Here is a 20,443-nt window from a genome sequence, read left to right as displayed (position 1 = left end):
GCCACCGGGATCTGTCTCGATGAATCAGTCCAGCCCACCCGTCAAGCGTCGCTCGAGTCTTGCCTGGCGTGTCATTGCGCCTAGCAGCTTGCTGCTGCTGGTGCTGGTGGCCCTGTTCATCTGGCTTGGCCATCATCACCTGACCCAGCAGCTCGAACAGAGCCGTCAGGGGCATCATGAGCGTCAGCAGCGAGAAATCCGCCTGGCCATGCAGCGCTCTGCCGATAACCTGCGCCAGTTGGCAGGCTTGACGGCAAACGCCCCCGACCTGGGCAATGCCTTGGCTCAGAACGATGATGAAGGCCTACGCACGGTGCTGGCAGCCCAGTGGCCTTCGCTGCAGTTGGAAGCCGGGGTAGATGGCGTGTTCGTCTTCGATCGTCAGGGGCAGCAGCGTGGGCAGTCCGGGATGGGCTCCCCGGATATGGAGCTGCCCATTCGCGGTTGGGTAGACGACTTGCTGGCGCGAGAGATTCCCATCAAGACGCTGCGCTGTACCACCAGCTGCCAGCAATATGCGGCGGTACCGATTCTGGTGGATGGCGACAGCATCGGCATGGTCATGCTGTCTCGTTCGCTTGCCGACGTCACCCGCGAAGCCAAGGAGGTCTCGGGTAGCGAAGTAGCGCTGATGGTCACGGGCCACGTCGAGGGTGACTCCAACGACCCATCGCGATACCTGCCAGGCTGGAACGGTCATCTGGTGGCCATCACCAACCGAGAGCCTACCCTGCCACTGCTGGAGCAAGCCTCGTTGGCAACGCCGATCTACCAGTTGGCAGACACGCCTTTCAGCATGGAGTACGCCGGACGCTACCTGGAGCTGAGCGCGGTTTACATGGAAGACGATGCCGATTGGCGCAGCACCAGCTATTTTCTGTTGATTTCAGACATCACGACGCAAACGACGGCCATTCAGCGGGCCACCAACACGCTGCTGGCGCTGGGCGTGGCGGGCTGGCTGGCGGCGGAATTGCTGCTGCTGGCGATTCTGCTCGGGCCCATGGCGCGGCTGCGCCGTGTAGCGGCCCTGTTACCGGCGCTGTCGGATGGGCAGTTTCAGCGCGTGCGCACCCGCCTGCCCATGACGATCCCCAGGCGCTCCAATGAGATCGACATACTGGAAAATGCCACGCGCACCCTGGCCGACCAGTTGGAGCGTCTGGAGTCGTCGGTACATGATCACAGCGGCCAACTGGCCGAGCGTATCGAGGAGTTGGCCAGCGAGCGCGATTTCGTCAATAGCCTGCTGGATACGGCCCAGGTGTTCATCATCGTGCAAACGGCCACTGGGCGCATTCAACGAGTCAATGAATATACCCGCAGCCGCCTGGGGTTGGCTGACCAGGATCTGGTAGGCCGCCATTTTTACGACATCTTCGACAGCTCTGCCCACCCTCTGCCAGGGGGAGCGGAGCACCGCAACGCGCAGCCCGCAGGCCAGTTCGCCAGCCATCAGCAGGAAGAGAAAACCCTGCATACCCAGGACAAGCGCTACGCCACCGTGGCCTGGTACCATGCGCCACTCACCAGCAGCCATCGGGAGCGGGGAGCACGCATTTCGGTAGGTCTGGACATCACCGAGCGCAAAGCTGCCGAAGAGCGTTTGACCTGGCTGGCCGAACACGACCCACTCACCGAGCTGTACAACCGTCGCTATTTCCAGGATGCGGTTCAGCACGCCCTGCTGTGCCAGAGCGAAGGCGCCATCGTGCTGCTCGACCTCAACGAGTTCAAGGAGGTCAATGAGCTGAGCGGGCACCATGTGGGCGACCACCTGCTGCGTGAAGTTGCCGAAACGCTGTTCATCAATCTCGGGCAGCGTGGCACGATTGCCAGGCTGGGGGGCGATGAGTTTGCCCTGTTGCTGGAAGGGGTGAACAGCGAGCAAGCCATCAGCGTCGCCGACTATATCAACCAGTTGCTGAGCAGCATTGGCTTCCAGGCCGCAGGCCGGAAACATCATATCTCTGCCAGCATGGGGATCGCGCTGTTCCCGGCCCATGGGCAGACTTCTGCCGACCTGCTGGCCAGCGCCGACATGGCCATGTACAAGGCCAAAGAGAGCAGCAATCAGGATTGGTACCTGCTGTCCCAGGCCGAAAATGCCAAGGATGAGCTGCAGGAGCGGGTGTATTGGGTAGAACAGCTGCACAACGCGCTGGAACACGAGCAGTTCGAGCTGATGGTGCAGCCCATCGTGCGCCTCAAGGATCACGATATCAAACATTACGAAGTGCTGGTCCGCATGCGACACCCGGATGGCAGTCTGGTGGCGCCTCAGCACTTCATTCCGGTCGCCGAGCAGAGCGGCCTGGTAGTCGCTCTGGACCGCTGGGTCATCAGGCACAGCCTGCAAGCCTTGGGCAAGCTGCAGGAGCGCGGTGTTTCACTGGCCGTGAACCTGTCGGGGCAGTCGCTTCACGACCTGGGCTTGAAACAGTACCTCACCGACGAGCTGCGCAGCAGCGGTGCCGACCCTCACCATCTGATTCTCGAAGTCACGGAAACGGCAGCCATCACCGACTTTTCCACCGCCCGCAACGTATTGCAAACGTTCAGAGACCTGGGCTGCCGTACCGCGCTGGACGACTTTGGCATCGGCTTCAGCAGTTTCCATTATCTTGGCCAACTGCCGGTGGATTACATCAAGATCGATGGCTCGTTCATTCGTAGCCTGCTGATCAATCCCGACAGCCATACCATCGTCAAGGCAATTGCCGACATTGCCAAGGGGTTCGGTAAACAGACCATCGCTGAATTCGTTGATCAGGCACCGTTGACGCCTATTCTGCAAGAGTACGGCATTACCTATGGACAAGGGTTCTATTTGGGCAAACCCATCCCGTTAACGCAGCTCATACAAGGATAACGATGGTGATCACGACAATAACTCCCCCCGTCACCACTCCTGAAACGCTTGTCGAAAACACCTTTTCACCGGCCTTCTTCGACACGCATTTTTCCCTGTTGATTGCTCATACACCCATTGAAAAACTGCGCGCCTTTACCCTGCGCCACGCGGTGTTCATCGAGGAGTTGAACTACGACCTCGGCAATGACAGTGCGCTCAATATCGAACACGATGACCATGACCAGCAGTCGCTGCTGTGCCTGCTTCACCACAAGGCCACAGGATTGGATGTAGGATGCCTGAGGGTCGTACTGTTCGACGAGCAAAATGGCCACGAGCAGCACAGCCTGCCGCTGGAAGCCTATTATGGGGAGCATCTGTTTTTACCGAACACGCACCCCCGCTGCTTTGCTCATCAGCAGGTATGCGAAGTCTCGCGGTTGGCCGTTCATCCTACGGTGCGTCGCAAGCATAGCGACGTACAAAGCCCCTACGAAAGCATCAAGGAGAGCCCTGCCCTGCTCAGCCTGAGCCTGTTTCTGGCCGCCACCGCCTTGGTGGGACTCAGCCAGCGCCCTCATGCGTTCGCCATGCTCGAGCCACGCTTCAGCCGCTTGCTGAAGGCTTCCGGCCTCCAGTTTCATCAAGTGGGCGGCGTGATCGACTACTGCGGTAGCCGTGCCGCCTACTATATCGACCAGCGAGTGGCCGAGGAACATTTGCCGAAGCGCATTACGCCTCTCTACCAGTTCATCAAGGGCCAACTGGCGAGCCAGTTGGCCAACAATCCGCTGCTGCAAGCGTGATGGTGATCACGCCAGCTGCGAGCCTGGCGCCTCCTGGCGAGTGAACTCCTGTGGCGCGACGCTCGCGAACTTTTCGGCAAAGAACAGCAGCGTTTCAGGATGGCGAAAGCGCTGCTCGAACGTCTCCTGACCTTTGGGGGTGCGGCGGGTAACGCTGGCCTGATAGGCACTGCCTACTTTGGAGACGCGGACACTGTTCTCGTGACCCGGCTCCCGGTGATACGCCGTGACGTTGGACTGCTGCTCCAGCAGTTGGGCCAGCTTCGACGCGGCCACTCGCTCTTCTTCACTGGCCCACAGCGGCTGGTCTCGATTGCCGTAGTGATAGAGCATGACGGCCAGGATGAGGGCAAAGATGCTGCTGATGAGCATCCAGGTCAGTTCTACGCCCGCCACTGGCGTACTCAGCAAAATGCCCATCTGCACCAGGCTTCCCACGGCAAACACCAGTGCCAGCGGCCGCCACATGCGCTGATTCATCACACCTCGGTTGAGCATGTATCCCCACAGCCCCACGACCCCCAACACCCCAAAGAACAGGTGCACCAGCGCCAGCGGTGTCCCGCCCCCGAAGAGAATGGCAATGACGCCCATCACGGGCAGCAGGCTGTAAAGCCCAGCGAAGAGAAGGTAGGCACGCTGTAGGGACATGAAGGGCTCCTTATTTCATGGTAAAGCCACGCTTCACTAGAAAGTCACGCATGTGGGGGCGCAGCTTGTTGTCGAACAGAGGGGTGAGGTTGTGCGACCAGTCACTGTTTTTATTGCCGCTACTGCGTGATTGGTAGTAGGCCCGCATGGTGTCATCGAAGGCCACGACCTGATCACTGTCTTCAGTGTAGTAGTCCTCTTTCAGAATCGCCTCCACGGGCAGCCTGGGCTTGACCTCCGGCTGATGGTCCGGGTAGCCCAGGCACATGCCGAATACCGGGTACACATGGGGCGGCAGCTTGAGCAGTTCACTGACGGCCTCGGGGTTGTTGCGAATCCCGCCGATGTAGCAGATGCCCAGCCCTTCCGACTCGGCCGCCACGGCCACGTTTTGGGCCATCAGCGCCGTGTCCACGGTGGCCACCAGCAGTTGCTCGGTCATGCCGCGCTCTACGTTGGCGCCAGTACGCGCCGAGGCTTCGGTAGGACGCTTCATGTCGGCGCAGAACACCAGAAATACCGCACTGCTGGCCACATAGCCCTGGCCACCGGACAGTTCGGCCAGCTGCTCTCGGTTGGCCGCATCTTTCACGTGAATCACGCTGTACGCCTGCACATGGCTGGAGGTCGCCGCCGCCTGCCCAGCCTTGATCAGCTCCAGGAGCAGCCCACGGGGAATCTCCTGGTCGGTGAATTTACGAATGGAACGGTGGGACTGCAAGAGCTTGATAACGTCGTTCATGGTGCCTCACTGATCACGAAATGGTAGGGGCGTGCTTTATCGGAATACTTGAATCGTAACGCATTCTTGCCTGCTTGCGGCAACCCGCGAGGCTCGCTGACAGGCAAATGCAGCTTCACGAGGCCACATGGGTTAAACAACCCTCCTCTACTCGCCAAGCCCTGCCTGCTCTTCTAAGGTTAATTCAGCATTGTTGCCACGCAGGCAACACCCGCCCCATAACCACAGGAAAAGACATGGACGCTACCTATCGCAAAGGACCGGCCGTCTGGGCCATGCTCGCCCTGGCAGGCGTACTCCTGCTACTGAGCCTGCCCATGATCGTGGGTGGGGGATATCTGGTCCTGCTCGGGGGCTCGTGGTATTTCCTGCTGGCGGGCCTTGCCATCCTGAGCGCCGCCGTGCTGATGTGGCGCCGTTCCCCATCGGGCGTTTGGCTCTATGCCGCAACGGTACTGGCTACCCTGGCCTGGTCGTTATGGGAAATCGACCAGAAAGGCTGGCTGCCGATTTGGCAGGTGGACTTACTGGCGCGCATGGGGGTGCTGTGGGGCTTGCTGGCGGTGGCGCTGCTGCTGTTACCCGCGCTGTACCGACACCGCGGGCGCCAGCCTGGCTGGGGGGCACGCCTGCCGGGCCTGATCGCCCTGGCGCTGCCGGGCCTGGCACTTCTGTGGCTGTTGCAGGATAGTCATGTGGATATCGACTCCCCGGCACAGGCACGCCTGGCAGAAGGCGCTTCCTCGCCTGACATGAACAACCAGACCTCCATGGACTGGCCGGCCTACGGCGGCGATGCGGCGGCTCGGCGGTTTTCCGAGGCCAGCCAGATCACGCCAGACAACGCGGCTCGGCTCAGTGAGGCCTGGACCTTCAATACCGGCGATACTCCCCATAGCGACGCGACACCTTATGCCTTTCAGAATACGCCACTGAAAGTGGGCAACAGCGTCTATGTATGCACCCAAAGCAACCAGGTGTTTGCACTGGACCCCGGCAACGGCGAGCAGCAGTGGCATTTCGACCCACAGGTCGACCGCGCTGCGCTGGAGCATGTGTTTTCTGCCGCCTGCCGCTCGCTGGCATACCATGAAACCGACGACCCCACGACCCAGTGCCCGCGCCGCCTGCTGATGGGCACCATGGATGGACGCCTGATGGCCCTGAATGCCGATGATGGCTCTCAGTGCACCGATTTCGGCCAGCAGGGAACCGTTGACCTGTATGAGTTCATGGACCCGCAGGCACCGGGCTATCTCTCCAATACATCGGGCCCTACCGTGGTCAACGACAGTGTGATCGTAGGGCATCAGGTGACCGACAATCAGCGCCGGGACGGCCCTTCCGGCGCCGTGAGGTCCTACCATGCCCTCACGGGCGAGTGGCAGTGGACCTGGGACGCGGTCTGGACGACCCCCGACCAACAGCCCGAACCCGGTGAAGTGTACCCGCGCGGCACCCCCAACGTGTGGGCGGCCATCACGGCCGATGAAGCCCTGGGGCTGGTCTACCTGCCCACCGGCAACCCTACCAATGACCAGTATGGCGGCGACCGCTCGCCGGAGGAGGATGCCTTCACTGCATCGCTGGTCGCCGTGGAAGCCGACACCGGCGACGTCGCCTGGAAATTCACCACCGTGATACACGATTTGTGGGATTACGACCTGGGGGCGCAACCGGCGTTGATCGACTTCCCCACCGAGGAAGGCCCCAGAGCGGCCGTGGTGCAAGCCACCAAATATGGGCAGGTGTTCGTCTTCGACCGTGAAACCGGTGAACCCCTGCGCAGCATCGAGGAGCGCGCCGTGCCTCAGGGTGCCATCGAAGGAGATTGGACCTCGCCGGTACAGCCTTTTTCACCTGACATGCCCAACTTTGGCTCACTGCCAGGGCAGGAAGTCGAACGCTTGACCGGGGCGCATACCTGGGGCACGACGCCACTGGACCACCTCTACTGCCGCATCGAGTTCCAGCGCATGCGCTACGAGGGCATGTTTACTCCTCCCACCCTGGAGGAAGGCGGCATGCTGCAGTTTCCTGGCATCCTGGGCGGCATCAACTGGGGCAGCGCCTCGTTCGATCCCACGCGCCAACTGATGATCGTGAACAACAACCGCATGCCCTCGCAGGTGGTGCTCTACCCCCGTGAAGAAGCCGATACCATGGATAACATTGCCCCCATTGGTGCTCAGGATGCCAGCTACATCGACCAGCAGGCCCAGCCCATGCTGGGCGCACCGGTGGCGGCGGAGCGCGGTGCCTGGCTCTCTCCGCTGGACATGCCGTGTACGGCGCCACCCTGGGGCTTTCTGAGCGCCACCGACCTGAACAGCGGTGAGATCGTCTGGTCACGCCCGCTGGGCACCAGCATGGATCAAGGACCGCTGGGCATTCCCTCGCGCCTCAAGATGACGGTGGGTGCCCCCACCAGCGGTGGCCCGTTGGCCACCCAAGGGGGCATGACCTTCATTGGGGCTGCCATGGACGATTACCTGCGCGGCTTCGACAGCGCGACCGGCGAACTGATATGGGAACAGCGCCTGCCAGCAGGCGGGCAGGCCAACCCCATGACCTACGTGCACCAGGGCCGCCAGTATGTCGTCATCGCCGCAGGCGGCTCTTTCCAATCGGAAACCACACTGGGCGATAGCGTCATTGCCTACGCTCTGCCCGAATGATGGGCAGGGTAAACGTGAAAAATGTACGTGCTGACTGGGGCTTATCCAGCGGATAGCTATACTGTAAAAAGCGTTATTCTAATACAGTGTTTCACTCTGAATAATCGCACCACTGAATAACGATGCCAGGATGCCGCCATGACAAACGCCTCACATACCCCGCCTGGGCAAGCATGGAATGCTAGCCAGTACGCGGAAAACGCATCTTTCGTGCCCAAGCTGGGCCACGAGGTGCTGAAGCTGCTCTCCCCTCAGCCAGGTGAGCGCATTCTGGATCTAGGCTGCGGTGATGGCGTATTGAGCGAGCGCATCATGCAGCTGGGCGCTGACGTGCTGGGCGTCGATGCGTCGGCGGAAATGGTCGCGGCGGCGCAGCAGCGCGGCGTGACGGCCAGAGTCGTCGATGGCCACCAACTGCCCTTCGACCACGAGTTCGATGCGGTTTTCAGCAATGCCGCCCTGCACTGGATGCTGGACCCTCAGGCCGTGTTGGCAGGCGTCAAGCGAGCCCTCAAACCTGGTGGCCGCTTCGTGGCCGAGTTTGGTGGGCACGGCAACGTGGCGGCCATCTGCACCGCGCTGATTGCCTCGCTACAGTTCCGTGGTATCAGCTCCAAAGGGCGTCACCCGTGGTATTTCCCGACGGCAGAGGATTACGCCAACCTGCTGCAAACGGTGGGCTTTCGTATCGACAGCATCGAGCTCATCCCGCGCCCTACGCCGCTGCCCAAGGGCATGGCCAACTGGTTGGACACCTTTGCCAGCCCGTTCTTCCACGGCCTGGATGACGACCTGAAAGATGCCGTGTTCGATCATACCGTCAACCTGCTGTCGCACAGCCTGAGCGATGGGCACGGCAACTGGACCGCCGACTACGTGCGCCTGCGCGTGGTAGCCCACGCCTGAAAGAAAAACGCCCCCTGAGCACATCGTGCGCTCAGGGGGCGTTCTATGGTCTTCCTCTTTAGAATTCGTCCCACTCGTCCTGCTTTTGAATCGACTTGGCCGGAGGCGTCTGTCCTGCCGCTTGCCGAGTCAGGGCGGGCGCTGGCGCCTGCGGCGCAGGCGACAGCTGCTCGCCAGCGGCCAGCCGGAAGGTGGAGATCAGTTCTGCCAGGCCACTGGCTTGGCCCTCCAGGGCAGTGGCCGCCGCACTGGTTTCCTGCACGAGCGCCGCGTTCTGCTGGGTCACCGAATCCATTTCGGTCAGCGCCGCATTGATCTGCTCGATCCCTCCGCTCTGTTCACGGGTTGCCGTGGAAATTTCACCCACCAGCGTGGTGACCTGACGAATGGCGTCCACCGTCTGATGGATGGTTTGCCCGCTGCGCTCGGCCTGGCTGGCACCGCTGGTGATCTGTGCCGTGGTTTGCTCGATGAGACCGCGAATCTCCTTGGCCGACTCGGCACTGCGGGTAGCGAGAGAACGCACCTCACTGGCCACCACGGCAAAGCCGCGCCCCTGCTCACCGGCTCGGGCCGCTTCCACGGAGGCATTGAGCGCCAGGATATTGGTCTGGAAGGCAATCGAGTCGATCACGCCAATGATGTCGTTCACCTTGTCGGCGCTGGCCGCAATATCCCGCATCAGTTGCACGGTTCGCTCGACCTCGTCGCCACTCAGCTCTGCCGACTGCGATGCCGCCACGGAGAGCTGGTCGGCCTGCTGGGCGATATCCGCATTGGTGCCCACCGTGGTCGCCATCTGCTCCATGCTGGAAGCCGTTTGCTGAAGCGCGGCGGCCTGCTGCTCGGTACGCGAGGAGAGGTCCTGGCTGCCGGAGGAGATCTCGCTGGCCCCGCTGTAGACGTGTTCACTGCTGCTGCGCAACGAGAGGACCAGCGTTCTGAGCTTTTCCTGCATGGCGGCCAGCCCAATGAACAGCTGGCCAATCTCGTTACGGCCGCGGTCTTCGATACGCCCGGTCAGGTCGCCGTCGGCAATGCGCGCAAAGTGGTCCAGTGCCTGGCGCAGCGGCGTGACCACCCCGCGCACCATGGCAATACGAATGACCAGCGCCGCCAACAGTGAAAACAGCAGTAGACCAATGGCGATGGCACCTACCCAGGTCGCGACTCGCTCAACCTGTTGCATCACCTGCTGACCACGGGATTCGGTATAGGCCACAAAATCGCTCATCGCCGTATCCAGACGCGCGCTATGCTCGCCCAGCTCCGCCTGGCGGCGCTGGATCTGGAAAGGCGGCGCATTCAACAAGGGCTCCAAGCCCTCCACCACAAAGGCTTGATAAGCCTCGGCCACCGCATTTCGGTAGCGGGAAAGCTCACTTTCCGGGGCCACCACCACAGCGGAGAACTCCTCGAAGTACTGTTGCGCGATCTGCGTGGCCTCCACTGCCTGCCCCTGGCTTTCCTGACCTCTTTCAGGATTGCCCATGGTACTGAAGCTGGCAGCGCGGTCGAGAAAGGTCTGCGCCCGTAACGCATTGACCTGCATTCGGTTGGCCAGATTGACCAGCCTCACATTGGTATTGTTGATTTCGGCAAGTGCCTGACCGCTGTTGGTATTGGCATAAAAGCCCAGCCCGCTAATCAGGCCAATCATCACCACCAGCACCGCGAGGGCAGCCGTCAGGCTCCATTTGATTGAGAGATGCTTCATGGGTGAGTTCCCTTGTGCTTATTCGTTATGGCACTGCTCAAGCGAAGGGTAAAACAATCCACGCCAAAAAACGGCCTCTCTACGACTTATGTATATCAACAAATTTTCATTGATGGGCCCACAAAAAAGCCCACTCCCCGAGAAACCCTCGGAGAGTGGGCATCGCTACCCGTGAAATGCCTCAGGCAGGCGTGTTTTTCAGCGTGGCCATGTCGATCACGAAGCGGTAACGCACGTCACCTTTTTCCATGCGCTCGAAACCTTCGTTGATGTCGTTGATATCCAGCATTTCGATATCGCAGGTGATGTTCTGTTCGGCGCACAGCTTCAAGAGCTCTTCCGTTTCGGCAATCCCGCCGATCAGTGAACCAGCCACCACGCGGCGCTTGAAGACCAGATTGAACGCTTCGATGGTCGGCTCGATGGGCTCCAGCAGCCCGACGATGATATGCGTACCGTTGTACTTGAGCGCGGCCAGGTAGGGGTTGAGGTCATGCTGCACCGGCACGGTGTCCAGCATGAAGTCGTAGGTCTCTGCCACGGCCTCCATTTGCGCCGGGTCGCTGGACACCACCACGTGGTCAGCGCCGTTTCGCTTGGCTTCCTCTACCTTGGCGTCGGAACGGGTAAATACCGTGACTTCTGCGCCCAGCGCCTTGGCCAGCTTCACACCCATATGGCCCAGGCCACCCATGCCAATCACACCGATCTTGTGCCCTTTACCTACTCCGAAATGCTTCAGCGGTGAGTAGGTAGTGATACCGGCGCACAGGATAGGCGCTGCCGAGGCCAGATCGATACCATCGGGCATCTTGAGCACGAAATGCTCGCTCACCACGATGGCATCGGAATAGCCGCCCTGGGTCAGGGTGCCATCCTGACGGTCGGGGCTACCGTAGGTCATGGTGAAGCCTTCCAGGCAGTATTGCTCTACGCCTTCTTGGCAGGCCGAACAGGTACGGCAGGAATCGACCATACAGCCCACCCCTACCAGATCGCCTACCTGGAAGCGGCTCACGTCGTTGCCCACAGCGGTTACGCGGCCGACGATCTCGTGACCGGGCACGACGGGGTATTGGCTCATGCCCCAGTCGTTACGCGCAAAGTGCAGGTCGCTGTGGCATACGCCACAGTAGAGAATTTCGATGGCAACGTCGTCGGCACGCGGCGCACGACGCTCAAAGGTAAACGGCGCGAGGGGTTTGTCGGCAGAAAACGCGGCGTAAGATTTTGCTTGGCTCATGGAAACTCCTGTTCAAGGCATCCCGCCCATGCGAGAGAAGTCACCATTATTGGCCGTACCGCCGCGGTTAGCGATGAACGAAGCTCCGTTTTTTTTGCCTATTTCTCCACTCAAGCGTAATAAAATAACAAAAATTCGCTCAAAAAAGGCACAATCGTCGCAGCTGCCCCAAGACTGCCTACCTTTCGGAGCTACCATGGCCACTACCACCGCTGCCGGTAATGCCCTCGCTCAGTGCCTTTCTCCCTTGATTCGACGGGAAGGAATGAACGCCTCGACACTGCCACGGGTCAGCCTGCTGTGTCTGAAACGGCATCAGCCGCGCACCCCGCTCATGTACGAACCGGGGCTGACGGTGATTGCCCAAGGGCGAAAGATCGGTTACTTGGGTGACCGCGAGATTCACTACAATCCTGGCCACTATCTCGTTCAGACCCTGCCGCTGCCTTTCGAGTGCGAAACACACGGCTCCGAAGAGGCGCCGCTGTTGGGTATTTCGGTCTCTCTGGACCCCGCACTGCTCAACGAGCTGGTCACGGCCATGGGCGATCAGGGGCCGCTTGTGCAAACCGTGAAAACCCCCAGGCCCATGGCCTCGGTGGCCATGAACGAGGGCATGCAGGCCGCCGTACTGCGGCTCGCCCACACCCTGCACGACGAGATGGAGTGCCGCACCATGGGGGCAGCGCGCATACGCGATGTGGTATTCGAAGCGCTCAAGGGGGAACAGGGGCAAGCGCTGCGTGCGCTGGTCAGCGGCCATGGCCACTATGCGAGAATCGTGCAGGTGCTTTCCCATCTGCACGCTCATTTTGCCGATCCGTTTTCAGTGGAACAGCTGGCTCGTCAAGCCAACATGAGCGTCTCGACCTTTCATCAGCACTTCAAGCAGATCACTCGGGCTTCCCCGGCGCAATACTTGAAACGGCTGCGGCTGCTGAAGGCTCAGCAGCTATTGCTGCAGGACCGCCATAACGTCAACCAGACCGCCTTGGCCGTCGGCTACCGCAGCGTGCCTCAGTTCAGCCGCGACTATAAGCGTTACTTTGGCGAGCCACCGCTACAGCATCGCCGACAGGAGCAGGCCATGCGCGCCTGACACGCGCCCTGCCGGCGACACAAGCGCACTTACTTGGCAAAAATTTGGCTCTTGTCCTTGAACGCCTTGAACTCCAGCGCATTGCCGCAGGGGTCGAGCAGGAACATGGTGGCCTGTTCACCCACTTCTCCCTTGAAGCGAATATAGGGTTCGATCACGAAATCGGTATCGCGGGCTTTCAGGCGCTCGGCCAGCGTTTCCCACTCATCCCACTCCAGGATGACACCAAAATGCGGTACCGGCACATTGTGGCCATCCACCGGGTTGGTATGGGCGCTTTCCTGCCCAGGCGTCTTGGGATGCCCGTGAATCACCAGCTGGTGGCCAAAGAAGTTGAAATCCACCCAATGGTCACTGGAACGCCCCTCTTCCAGACCAAAAACATCATTGTAGAAAGCGCGTGCCAGCGGCACATCGTAAACGGGGATTGCCAGGTGGAAAGGGGAAAGGCTCATGAGAAGCTCCTGTTATCGGGTATGCCGCGATGTGCTGCGTTTATGGTTGGTTCAGCCATCCTAAAAGCCGCCATGCAAAAATAAAATCAATTGTTTTTTGATAAACTCACAAAAAATATTGATGAGTTACCGATCATGATTCGTGAGCTTAAAACGCTTGTCGCCGTGGCCCAGCACGGTACTTTTGCCGCTGCCGGACAGCAGACCGGACTGACCCAGGCGGCCGTCAGCGCCCAGATGAAGCGCCTGGAAGCGGAGCTGGGGGTCACACTGTTCGAGCGCAGCGGTCGCAATGCCGTCCTCACCTCGCAAGGCCAGGCCACCCTGCAGCAAGCCCGCGCCCTGCTGGCGCTGTACCGAACGCTGGGGGCAGCAGGCACCGATAAGGCCCCCGGCACGCTCATCACGCTAGGCGCCATTGCCTCGTATCAACGTACGCTGCTGCCGGACGTGCTGGCACATTTTCACCGCGACTTTCCCCACTGCCGCAGCCGGGTGGTCCCTGGGCTGTCACTGGGGCTGATGAGCCAGGTGGATGCAGGAGAGCTCGATATGGCCGTGATCATTCGGCCGCCCTTCTCGCTGCACAGCGACCTGCGCTGGCAGCCACTGGCCCATGAACCCTTTCGCCTGTTGGTACCGCAGGACTGGTCAGGGAGCGATTGGCGAGCATTGCTGGAGCGTCATCCGTTCGTGCGTTACGACCGGACGTCCTTTGGGGGGCGGCAGGTCGAGCGCTTCTTGCGCGATCAGCACTGCCAGGTGCGCGATGTGTGTGAAGTCGATGAACTGGATGCCATCGTTCGGCTGGTGGCCAACGGCGTGGGCGTCGCGCTGGTACCAGAGCCTCGCGCCCTTGACCATTGGCCCAGCGCCATCAGGGCAGTCAGCCTCGGTGAGCACACCTTTCACCGGGATATCGGGGTGGTATATCGAGGCGATCAACCTGGCCACGAGGCAGCCCGTTCCCTGATCGCCCTGCTGGTGGAATACGCCGCATACCAATGAACGAAACGCACAACGCCAGCCCGAAGGCTGGCGTTGTATCGACCAACGACAGGCGTTGTACTTACGCCTGCGTTACCTCTTCTTCCTGCTCGCTGTCCTGAGCTTCCGCTTCGTCAGCGGGTTCGGCGTCCTGCTCCGCCTCGTCAGCGGCGTCTTCGACGTCACTTGCCTCGACGGCATCGCCCGCCTGCAGGTTCATGGGCTCGTCAAGCTGCAGGGTTTGTGCCGTATAGGCGCGCACATCACGCAGCAGCTCCGGGTTTTCCGCCAGTTTCTGGCCGTAGGACGGCACGATGGCGGTCAGGGTAGACTGCCACTCTTCGGTGGCCACCTGTTCGGGGAACACACGCCCCAGCAGGTTCAGCATGATCGACGGAGCAGTGGAAGCGCCCGGCGAAGCGCCCAGCAGCGCAGCCATGCTGCCATCGGCAGAGCTGATGATTTCGGTACCAAACTGCAGCACACCGCCCTGCTCTTCATCGTTGCGAATGATCTGCACGCGCTGGCCCGCTGTCCACAGCGACCAATCTTCGGGGTTGGCTTCCGGGTAGAAGTCCTGCAGCGCTTCGAAGCGGTCTTCTTCCGACATCATCACCTGGCTGACCAGATAGCGCACGAGGTCAAAGTTATCGACTCCGACCTGCATCATCGGCCAGGTATTGTTCAGCGTCATGGAGCCGAACAGGTCGGTCCAGGAGCCTTCTTTCAGGAACTTGCTGGAGAAGGTGGCAAACGGGCCGAAGAACAGCGCGGGTTCACCGTCCAGATAGCGGATATCCAGGTGGGGTACCGACATCGGCGGTGAGCCTTCACCGGCCTTGCCATACACTTTCACCAGGTGCTGAGACACGACGTCCGGGTTGGTGGTGTAGAGGAACTGGCCACCCACCGGGAAGCCGCCGTAGCCCTCTACTTCAGGAATACCGGTTTCCTGCAGCAGCGGCAGCGCAGCACCGCCCGCACCGATGAAGACGAAGCGTGCATCGATGGTGAATTCATCACCGCTAGTCAAGTCGGCGATACGAACCTGCCAGGTATCGTCGTCATTGCGCTCGAAACCGCGCACTTCACTGTTCAGACCCAGCGTGAAGTTGTCGCCCTGGGCCAGAGATTCGATCATCTGGCGCGTTTGCGCACCGTAGTTCACCTCGGTGCCCATCTGCATGCGCGTTGCTGCCACCGGGGTGCCGTCGTTCTCACGACCGGCCATGACCAGCGGCATCCACTCGGCCAGCTCCTGCCAATCCTCGGAGTACTCCATTCCGGCGTAGAGCGGGTTCTGTACCATGGTGGCGTGACGCTCGCGCAGGAACGCCACGTCGTCTTCGCCCCATACCAGGCTCAAATGCGGAGAGGTGCTGATGAACGAGCCGGGCTCGCCGAGCATGCCACGGTCCACCTGGTGCGCCCAGAACTGGCGAGACACCTCGAACTGCTCGGTCACGTTGACCGCACGGTCGATGGCCACACTACCGTCCGACTGCTCAGGGGTGTAGTTCATTTCGCAGAAAGCCGAGTGTCCGGTACCTGCGTTGTTCCAGCCGTTGGAGCTTTCAGCGGCGACTTCATCCAATCGCTCGTAGAGGTGTATGCTCCACTCCGGCTCCAGCTCCTGGAGATAGGTGCCCAGCGTAGCGCTCATGATGCCGCCGCCAATCAGCAGGACATCGACCGGTTCATCGGCCGAAACGGGCATTGCTGCTAGCGCCAGCAGCGGCGAGCAGAGTAAAAGACTTAAACGTTTTTGCATGTCATGTCCCTGACGATACAGAAATGACGTGCCGGAGCAGTGAGCGCCCAGCGTCGAGGGGGGTGATTGTCGACGAAAGTCTAACAAAAAACCGTGGGCGCGGAAACATAAAAGAACGCTTAAATGAGAATGAAAGGAATTACCGAATGAAACCCGAAGACCTCGAAAAGCTGGTCTCACGCAAAATGCCCTTTGGCAAATACGAAGGATGGATCATCGCCGACCTGCCTGGGCCCTATCTCAACTGGTTTGCGCGAGAAGGCTTCCCTTCCGGGGAGATTGGCCAGCTGCTGCACTTGATGCACGAAATCGACCATAACGGCCTGAGTGGCCTGCTCGACCCGCTGCGCAAGGCGTGAGTCAACGGAGATTCATGGCCCCCTCGCGCTCGGCCAGGTAGTGCTCCGCGTGGGTCGCGGGGTCCTGCGGAAAGCGACCCAGCGCCACGGCCTTTTCGAAAAACCCGCTGGCCGGACGATCTTCGCCACGCCGACTGATGACCAGCGCCGCGACCAGGGGCCGCCCTGCCGCCACGTCCTCTTCCATGAGCCATTCAAGCGCATTGGCCACTTGCGCAATGGTGCCCGGCGGGGTGAGCCCCAGGGCAGTCGCCACTTGCTGGTAGGTCATGGGCAGGGCCTGCCGAGGCGCTTGCTCGAGCAGCGCGCGCACTCGGCCGGCGAGCAAAGCCGTTGCCTGCGTGGCGGTCACATCCGATGAAGAGTGTCTGGGTGAGTGCATGGAGCGTCCCTCATGGCGGCATCTTGAGTCAGGCGGGAAAAGTGGCCACGCTACCACATCGCTGGCTATGCTGGGCAGACACGTCATGTTTCCAAGGGGAAAGGGATGGCCAGAGCATTCACAAGAACATTCAGCCGTACACGCAACAAAAGCCGCTGGCCCAGCGCGCTGGTCTGGCTGAGCCTGGTGGCGCTGTTGGCGGCCGTGACCATGATGGCCATCGCTGGCCCGGCATATCGCTGGCAATGGGTAGGGCTGGGTGAGGCATTTACGTTGCTGCGCAATGGTGTGTTCACGGCCATGGCCTCGCTGGCCTTGAGCGTGCTGACGCTGCTCATCAGTGCGTTCACTCGACGGGCAGGCACCGCGGGTGCGGCACTGCTCGTCCTGCTGGCCACGGCGGCGCTGCTGTACTTGCCTTGGCAGCAGTGGCAACGTGCCCAGCAGGCGCCTGTCATTCATGACATCACCACCGATACGCAAAATCCGCCGGCTTTCGTGGCCCTTCGTGAAGCCCGCGAGGCCGCCCCCAATGCCGTCGACTACCCCGGTGATGCCACGGCAAGGCAGCAGCAAGCCGCCTACCCTCGAATTCAGCCGCTGCAGGTAGCGGCCGATGCCGTCACTGTACTGGCGGCAGTGCAGGCGGAAGTCGAGGCAGCAGGCTGGCAGATTGCCGACATCGCTCCAGACCGCCTGGAAGCCACGGCCACTACCCGCTGGTTTGGCTTCGAGGACGATGTGGTGATTCGCTTGACCGAGCAGCCAGCGGGTACCCGAGTGGACATGCGTTCAGCCTCTCGCCTGGGTGCCAGCGACGTGGGCACCAACGCACTGCGCATCGAGACCTTCATGGCTGCCCTGAATGAGCGCCTGAGTGACGCGTTATAACAACGCATCGATGGGGCGTTTGCCATCCAGCAGGGTAATGTCGCGGTCGATGATCGAAGGCGTCTGCACCACCCTCAGCAGCGCATGGGCCACGTTGGCACGCGAAATGCGATTGTCGCCCGCTTCTTCCACGCTGCTGGCAAACTTGTGGCTGGGGGGATCATCGGTGAGCCGCCCCGGCTTGAGAATCACGTAGGAGATATCGCTATGGCGCAGGTGGGCGTCGGCAGCGAACTTGGCCGCCATGTACGGTCGCATGTTCTGCGGGGCTTCCAGAGGTTTTTCAGCGCGCAGCGCACTGACCATGATATAGCGTGACAAGCCACGCTGGCTGGCGATATCCGCTGCGCGGATGGCACCGAACAGGTCGATCAACAGGGTTTTGTCAGGCCCGGTGTGCGGCCCCGACCCTGCCGTGAACACCACCTGATCACACCCTTCGAAGGCATGCTCCAGCTCACCCTCCAGGTCGGCGATCACGGTAGGAATGCCGCGTTCTTCGAACCATGCCGCCTGCTCCCGGTGACGAATCATCGCCTTGACGGGCGTGCCCGCCTGTTTGGCCAAGGCACAAAACTGCTGGCCAATCTGTCCATTGGCCCCTATCACTAGCGTCGTCATCTTGCCTCCTTGTCTTGATTCACTCTTTATCAGTGTAGGCAAGTGCAGCAAAGTTCAACCGATTGAGAGGCAAACAGCGAACGCCGGGGCGTTCGCTGTCGGGGAAAGGGGGATGGAGAAGCGCTTATTTCAAGCGAGCGGGCTGTGATTGAGCATGTCCTCGAGACTGGGACGGTGATTGAGACAATGACTGAGACAATGACTGAGACAATGACTGAGAGGGCAGCGCCGCAGGCTGACGCCCGGCATCGTGGCTCACCTGAAAGCGGCTGACCAAGGAGTGCATGTCCCCCGCGCGCTCATCCAGCGTGTGGCTTGCCGTGGTGGCTTCCTGTACCAGCCGTGCGTTCTGATGGGTCACCTGATCCAGTTGCGAAATCGCCTGATTGATCTGATCGATGCCGGCCGACTGCTCTTTGGTGGCATCGGCGATCTCGGTCACATAACGGGTGACCTCGGTGAGGCTGTCGATGATCTCTTGCAGGTGCTGGCTGGAGGCCGTCACCAACTGCTCACCTTCACTGACTTTTTGGACGCTGTCATCGACCAGATGGCGAATCTGGGCAGCCTCTTCGGCACTACGCCCCGCCAGCTTGCGCACTTCCTGGGCGACCACCGCAAACCCACGCCCTTGTTCTCCCGCGCGGGCTGCCTCGACCGACGCATTCAGTGCCAGCAGGTTGGTCTGGAAGGCGATATCGTCGATGGCCTTGATGATCGAGGTGATTTTCTCGCTGGCCTGGCGAATGTCGCTCATGGCAGCAGTGGTACGCTGGGCAACATCCCCCGCCGAGCGGGCACGCCCATCGACGTTGGTGCTGGCATCTTTGGCCTGGTCGGCGTAGTCCGCCGTCTGTTTGACCGTGGCGGTAATCTGTTCGAGGCTGGACGCGGTTTCTGCCAACGAAGCCGCCTGCTGGTCGGTACGCTGTGACAGGTTCTCGTTGCCTGCGGCGATCTGGCGGCTGCTGGAAGCAATGGCTTCGGCGCTTTCGCGGATCTGTGCCACCATGGCTTCGAAGGTGTCCATCATCTCATTGAAGGCCTGGGCGGTTTGCCCTGCTTCATCATTGTGGGCCAGGGCCAGACGCATGGAGAGGTCGGCATTTTCACCCGCAGCACCGCTGATGCTTTCCATTTGACGGCGCATGGCGACCAGCGGACCCAGTACCCGCACCATCGTGCGCCAACCAAAAATGGCCAGCACGCCGATGACGCCCAGCGTGACCAGTACCAGCAGCGTGCGCCCGGCGTTGGCCAGCGTTTCCGCTTCACTGCTGGCACTGGCGGCGCGCTCGACCGTGTAGGCTTCGATATCGCTCAGTACGCCCTGCATCTCATCGGACGCCTGTGCCACGCTGGCCAGCGCCACCTGTACCTGCTCGCCTTGGGCCAGCTGCTGCTGGCGCAGGTCATAAACGGAGCCGGTATCTTCCACCATCAGGGCATGCAGGTCGGCAATCACCGAGTCCAGTTCGGCGATCAGCGCGCGCTGTTCGACGGTCGTGCTGGGTGCTTCTCCCATGGCAGCCAGCGACTGGCGTGCCAGGGTTACCTGTTGGGCAATCTCATTGGTACGCAGGTTGACCAGCGCATCCACGCTCTCCACCTGCATCATCTGGCGCCCAAGGTCGGATAGCGTCGCCACGGCCATGCGGGCATTGCCGCTCAGCCGTCCAATGTCCACCCGAGGAGCGAACATGGTGTCCAGCAGTTGGGTCGGTAGCGAGGTCGTGCCCTCCTCACGCCAGGCTTCCATCAGCTCACGCTGACGGCGCTCTTCACGCACCTGCGCCAGCGCCGTGCGACCGGCGATGTCTTCGGCACTGTGCATGACCGTGGTGATGGCAGCCTGCATCTGTTGCAGCTGGGAGACCATTTGTGCCGAGAGATTCAAGGCTTCACGGCGTACTTCTTCCAGTGTTTCATCACCCGCCAGCAAGCTCTGGTAGTGAGTGTCCAGTGCACTGAGCTGGTTCGATAGCGCCGATTGGCTGCTGCGCTCCAACCCGTCTCGCGCACGTGCAAAGCGTTCGTTCAACGCGCTGCGCGAGGTCACGCCGTCAAGGGCCGCCTCGCTGTCGGCCGCCAGCAGGTCGGCATGACGCTGACCAAACGCGCCCATGGTCAGTACCATGCTGCGGCTGGCATCCTGCAAAGGAAGTACATCGCTGGTGATGAGGTGTTGAACGTTGATCAGCCGCTGATTCGTCATCCAGCCGGTGCCCGCCAGTACCATCGCGCCCAGAACGGCGGCAGCGAATAGGCTAATGAGCATGGC

The 20,443-nt window shown here is 61.0% G+C and carries 17 protein-coding genes; 8 read left to right on the top strand and 9 right to left on the bottom strand.

The features are described from left to right. Nucleotides 1-19: 19 nt before the first annotated feature. Nucleotides 20-2,872 carry a bifunctional diguanylate cyclase/phosphodiesterase gene (locus LG409_RS05140; RefSeq protein WP_227407752.1) on the top strand — a complete coding sequence of 951 codons (2,853 nt, stop codon included), beginning with the start codon at nucleotides 20-22 and terminating at the stop codon, nucleotides 2,870-2,872. 5 nt (nucleotides 2,873-2,877) lie between these two features. After that, nucleotides 2,878-3,660 carry a PEP-CTERM/exosortase system-associated acyltransferase gene (locus LG409_RS05135; protein ID WP_227407751.1) on the top strand — a complete coding sequence of 261 codons (783 nt, stop codon included), beginning with the start codon at nucleotides 2,878-2,880 and terminating at the stop codon, nucleotides 3,658-3,660. A 6-nt stretch (nucleotides 3,661-3,666) separates the two neighbouring features. Here LG409_RS05135 and LG409_RS05130 read toward each other — a convergent pair whose 3' ends face one another. Then, on the bottom strand, nucleotides 3,667-4,311 hold the full coding sequence (locus tag LG409_RS05130) for a hypothetical protein (protein ID WP_096921272.1): 645 nt from the start codon (nucleotides 4,309-4,311) through the stop codon (nucleotides 3,667-3,669). A 10-nt stretch (nucleotides 4,312-4,321) separates the two neighbouring features. Beyond that, nucleotides 4,322-5,053, bottom strand: coding sequence for an oxygen-insensitive NADPH nitroreductase (gene nfsA, locus LG409_RS05125; RefSeq protein WP_016916478.1), 732 nt, complete (start codon nucleotides 5,051-5,053; stop codon nucleotides 4,322-4,324). Nucleotides 5,054-5,289: 236 nt separating this feature from the next. Between nfsA and LG409_RS05120 the strand changes: the two genes are divergently transcribed. Both LG409_RS05120 and LG409_RS05115 read left to right on the top strand, forming a co-directional pair. After that, nucleotides 5,290-7,731, top strand: coding sequence for a membrane-bound PQQ-dependent dehydrogenase, glucose/quinate/shikimate family (locus LG409_RS05120; protein ID WP_227407750.1), 2,442 nt, complete (start codon nucleotides 5,290-5,292; stop codon nucleotides 7,729-7,731). Nucleotides 7,732-7,869: 138 nt separating this feature from the next. Then, the gene (locus tag LG409_RS05115; protein ID WP_144980033.1) at nucleotides 7,870-8,637 is read left to right on the top strand and encodes a class I SAM-dependent methyltransferase; all 768 of its coding nucleotides are present in this window, start codon (nucleotides 7,870-7,872) and stop codon (nucleotides 8,635-8,637) included. 58 nt (nucleotides 8,638-8,695) lie between these two features. On the opposite strand, the gene LG409_RS05110 is transcribed toward LG409_RS05115, so the two are convergent. Beyond that, nucleotides 8,696-10,354: a methyl-accepting chemotaxis protein gene (locus LG409_RS05110; protein ID WP_227407749.1), complete on the bottom strand. Its 1,659-nt coding sequence runs from the start codon at nucleotides 10,352-10,354 to the stop codon at nucleotides 8,696-8,698. Between the two features lie 181 nt (nucleotides 10,355-10,535). Then, the gene (locus LG409_RS05105) at nucleotides 10,536-11,597 is read right to left on the bottom strand and encodes an NAD(P)-dependent alcohol dehydrogenase (RefSeq protein ID WP_227407748.1); all 1,062 of its coding nucleotides are present in this window, start codon (nucleotides 11,595-11,597) and stop codon (nucleotides 10,536-10,538) included. Nucleotides 11,598-11,793: 196 nt separating this feature from the next. Between LG409_RS05105 and LG409_RS05100 the strand changes: the two genes are divergently transcribed. After that, a complete protein-coding gene (locus LG409_RS05100; protein ID WP_039175854.1) occupies nucleotides 11,794-12,696 on the top strand; it encodes an AraC family transcriptional regulator in 903 nt (300 codons plus the stop codon). A gap of 29 nt (nucleotides 12,697-12,725) precedes the next feature. Here the strand turns inward: LG409_RS05100 and LG409_RS05095 are convergent, their stop codons facing one another. Beyond that, nucleotides 12,726-13,151 carry a VOC family protein gene (locus LG409_RS05095; protein WP_039175852.1) on the bottom strand — a complete coding sequence of 142 codons (426 nt, stop codon included), beginning with the start codon at nucleotides 13,149-13,151 and terminating at the stop codon, nucleotides 12,726-12,728. A 135-nt stretch (nucleotides 13,152-13,286) separates the two neighbouring features. Between LG409_RS05095 and LG409_RS05090 the strand changes: the two genes are divergently transcribed. Further along, nucleotides 13,287-14,159, top strand: a complete 873-nt coding sequence (locus tag LG409_RS05090) for a LysR substrate-binding domain-containing protein (protein ID WP_227407747.1) — start codon at nucleotides 13,287-13,289, stop codon at nucleotides 14,157-14,159. A 61-nt stretch (nucleotides 14,160-14,220) separates the two neighbouring features. Here LG409_RS05090 and mqo read toward each other — a convergent pair whose 3' ends face one another. Next, nucleotides 14,221-15,909, bottom strand: coding sequence for a malate dehydrogenase (quinone) (gene mqo, locus LG409_RS05085; protein WP_144980021.1), 1,689 nt, complete (start codon nucleotides 15,907-15,909; stop codon nucleotides 14,221-14,223). Nucleotides 15,910-16,055: 146 nt separating this feature from the next. On the opposite strand from mqo, the gene LG409_RS05080 reads away from it, so the two are divergent. After that, complete coding sequence (locus tag LG409_RS05080) at nucleotides 16,056-16,268, top strand: DUF3820 family protein (RefSeq protein WP_039175844.1); 213 nt, start codon at nucleotides 16,056-16,058, stop codon at nucleotides 16,266-16,268. A gap of 1 nt (nucleotide 16,269) precedes the next feature. Here LG409_RS05080 and LG409_RS05075 read toward each other — a convergent pair whose 3' ends face one another. Further along, nucleotides 16,270-16,650, bottom strand: a complete 381-nt coding sequence (locus tag LG409_RS05075; RefSeq protein ID WP_227407746.1) for a hypothetical protein — start codon at nucleotides 16,648-16,650, stop codon at nucleotides 16,270-16,272. A gap of 105 nt (nucleotides 16,651-16,755) precedes the next feature. Between LG409_RS05075 and LG409_RS05070 the strand changes: the two genes are divergently transcribed. Continuing rightward, a complete protein-coding gene (locus LG409_RS05070; protein ID WP_189463667.1) occupies nucleotides 16,756-17,541 on the top strand; it encodes a DUF1499 domain-containing protein in 786 nt (261 codons plus the stop codon). Here the strand turns inward: LG409_RS05070 and LG409_RS05065 are convergent. Beyond that, nucleotides 17,536-18,162: an SDR family oxidoreductase gene (locus LG409_RS05065; protein WP_039175834.1), complete on the bottom strand. Its 627-nt coding sequence runs from the start codon at nucleotides 18,160-18,162 to the stop codon at nucleotides 17,536-17,538. The two genes, LG409_RS05070 and LG409_RS05065, sit on opposite strands and share 6 nt — an antisense overlap. A 124-nt stretch (nucleotides 18,163-18,286) precedes the next feature. Next, nucleotides 18,287-20,440: a methyl-accepting chemotaxis protein gene (locus tag LG409_RS05060; RefSeq protein WP_227407745.1), complete on the bottom strand. Its 2,154-nt coding sequence runs from the start codon at nucleotides 20,438-20,440 to the stop codon at nucleotides 18,287-18,289. Nucleotides 20,441-20,443 lie beyond the last annotated feature (3 nt).

This window comes from Halomonas sp. NyZ770 (assembly GCF_020616575.1).
Classification (GTDB): domain Bacteria; phylum Pseudomonadota; class Gammaproteobacteria; order Pseudomonadales; family Halomonadaceae; genus Vreelandella; species Vreelandella hamiltonii.
This window is presented reverse-complemented; position numbering and strand designations above follow the sequence as displayed.

Excerpts from the sequence above, each read along its gene's own strand:
- LG409_RS05140 (WP_227407752.1), top strand. The coding sequence starts at position 20 with ATGAATCAGTCCAGCCCACCCGTCAAGCGTCGCTCGAGTCTTGCCTGG.
- LG409_RS05070 (WP_189463667.1), top strand. The coding sequence starts at position 16,756 with ATGGCCAGAGCATTCACAAGAACATTCAGCCGTACACGCAACAAAAGC.
- LG409_RS05130 (WP_096921272.1), bottom strand. The coding sequence starts at position 4,311 with ATGTCCCTACAGCGTGCCTACCTTCTCTTCGCTGGGCTTTACAGCCTG.
- LG409_RS05080 (WP_039175844.1), top strand. The coding sequence starts at position 16,056 with ATGAAACCCGAAGACCTCGAAAAGCTGGTCTCACGCAAAATGCCCTTT.
- LG409_RS05115 (WP_144980033.1), top strand. The coding sequence starts at position 7,870 with ATGACAAACGCCTCACATACCCCGCCTGGGCAAGCATGGAATGCTAGC.
- LG409_RS05110 (WP_227407749.1), bottom strand. The coding sequence starts at position 10,354 with ATGAAGCATCTCTCAATCAAATGGAGCCTGACGGCTGCCCTCGCGGTG.
- LG409_RS05105 (WP_227407748.1), bottom strand. The coding sequence starts at position 11,597 with ATGAGCCAAGCAAAATCTTACGCCGCGTTTTCTGCCGACAAACCCCTC.
- nfsA (WP_016916478.1), bottom strand. The coding sequence starts at position 5,053 with ATGAACGACGTTATCAAGCTCTTGCAGTCCCACCGTTCCATTCGTAAA.
- LG409_RS05120 (WP_227407750.1), top strand. The coding sequence starts at position 5,290 with ATGGACGCTACCTATCGCAAAGGACCGGCCGTCTGGGCCATGCTCGCC.
- LG409_RS05065 (WP_039175834.1), bottom strand. The coding sequence starts at position 18,162 with ATGACGACGCTAGTGATAGGGGCCAATGGACAGATTGGCCAGCAGTTT.
- LG409_RS05090 (WP_227407747.1), top strand. The coding sequence starts at position 13,287 with ATGATTCGTGAGCTTAAAACGCTTGTCGCCGTGGCCCAGCACGGTACT.
- LG409_RS05060 (WP_227407745.1), bottom strand. The coding sequence starts at position 20,440 with ATGCTCATTAGCCTATTCGCTGCCGCCGTTCTGGGCGCGATGGTACTG.
- LG409_RS05095 (WP_039175852.1), bottom strand. The coding sequence starts at position 13,151 with ATGAGCCTTTCCCCTTTCCACCTGGCAATCCCCGTTTACGATGTGCCG.
- LG409_RS05075 (WP_227407746.1), bottom strand. The coding sequence starts at position 16,650 with ATGCACTCACCCAGACACTCTTCATCGGATGTGACCGCCACGCAGGCA.
- mqo (WP_144980021.1), bottom strand. The coding sequence starts at position 15,909 with ATGCAAAAACGTTTAAGTCTTTTACTCTGCTCGCCGCTGCTGGCGCTA.
- LG409_RS05100 (WP_039175854.1), top strand. The coding sequence starts at position 11,794 with ATGGCCACTACCACCGCTGCCGGTAATGCCCTCGCTCAGTGCCTTTCT.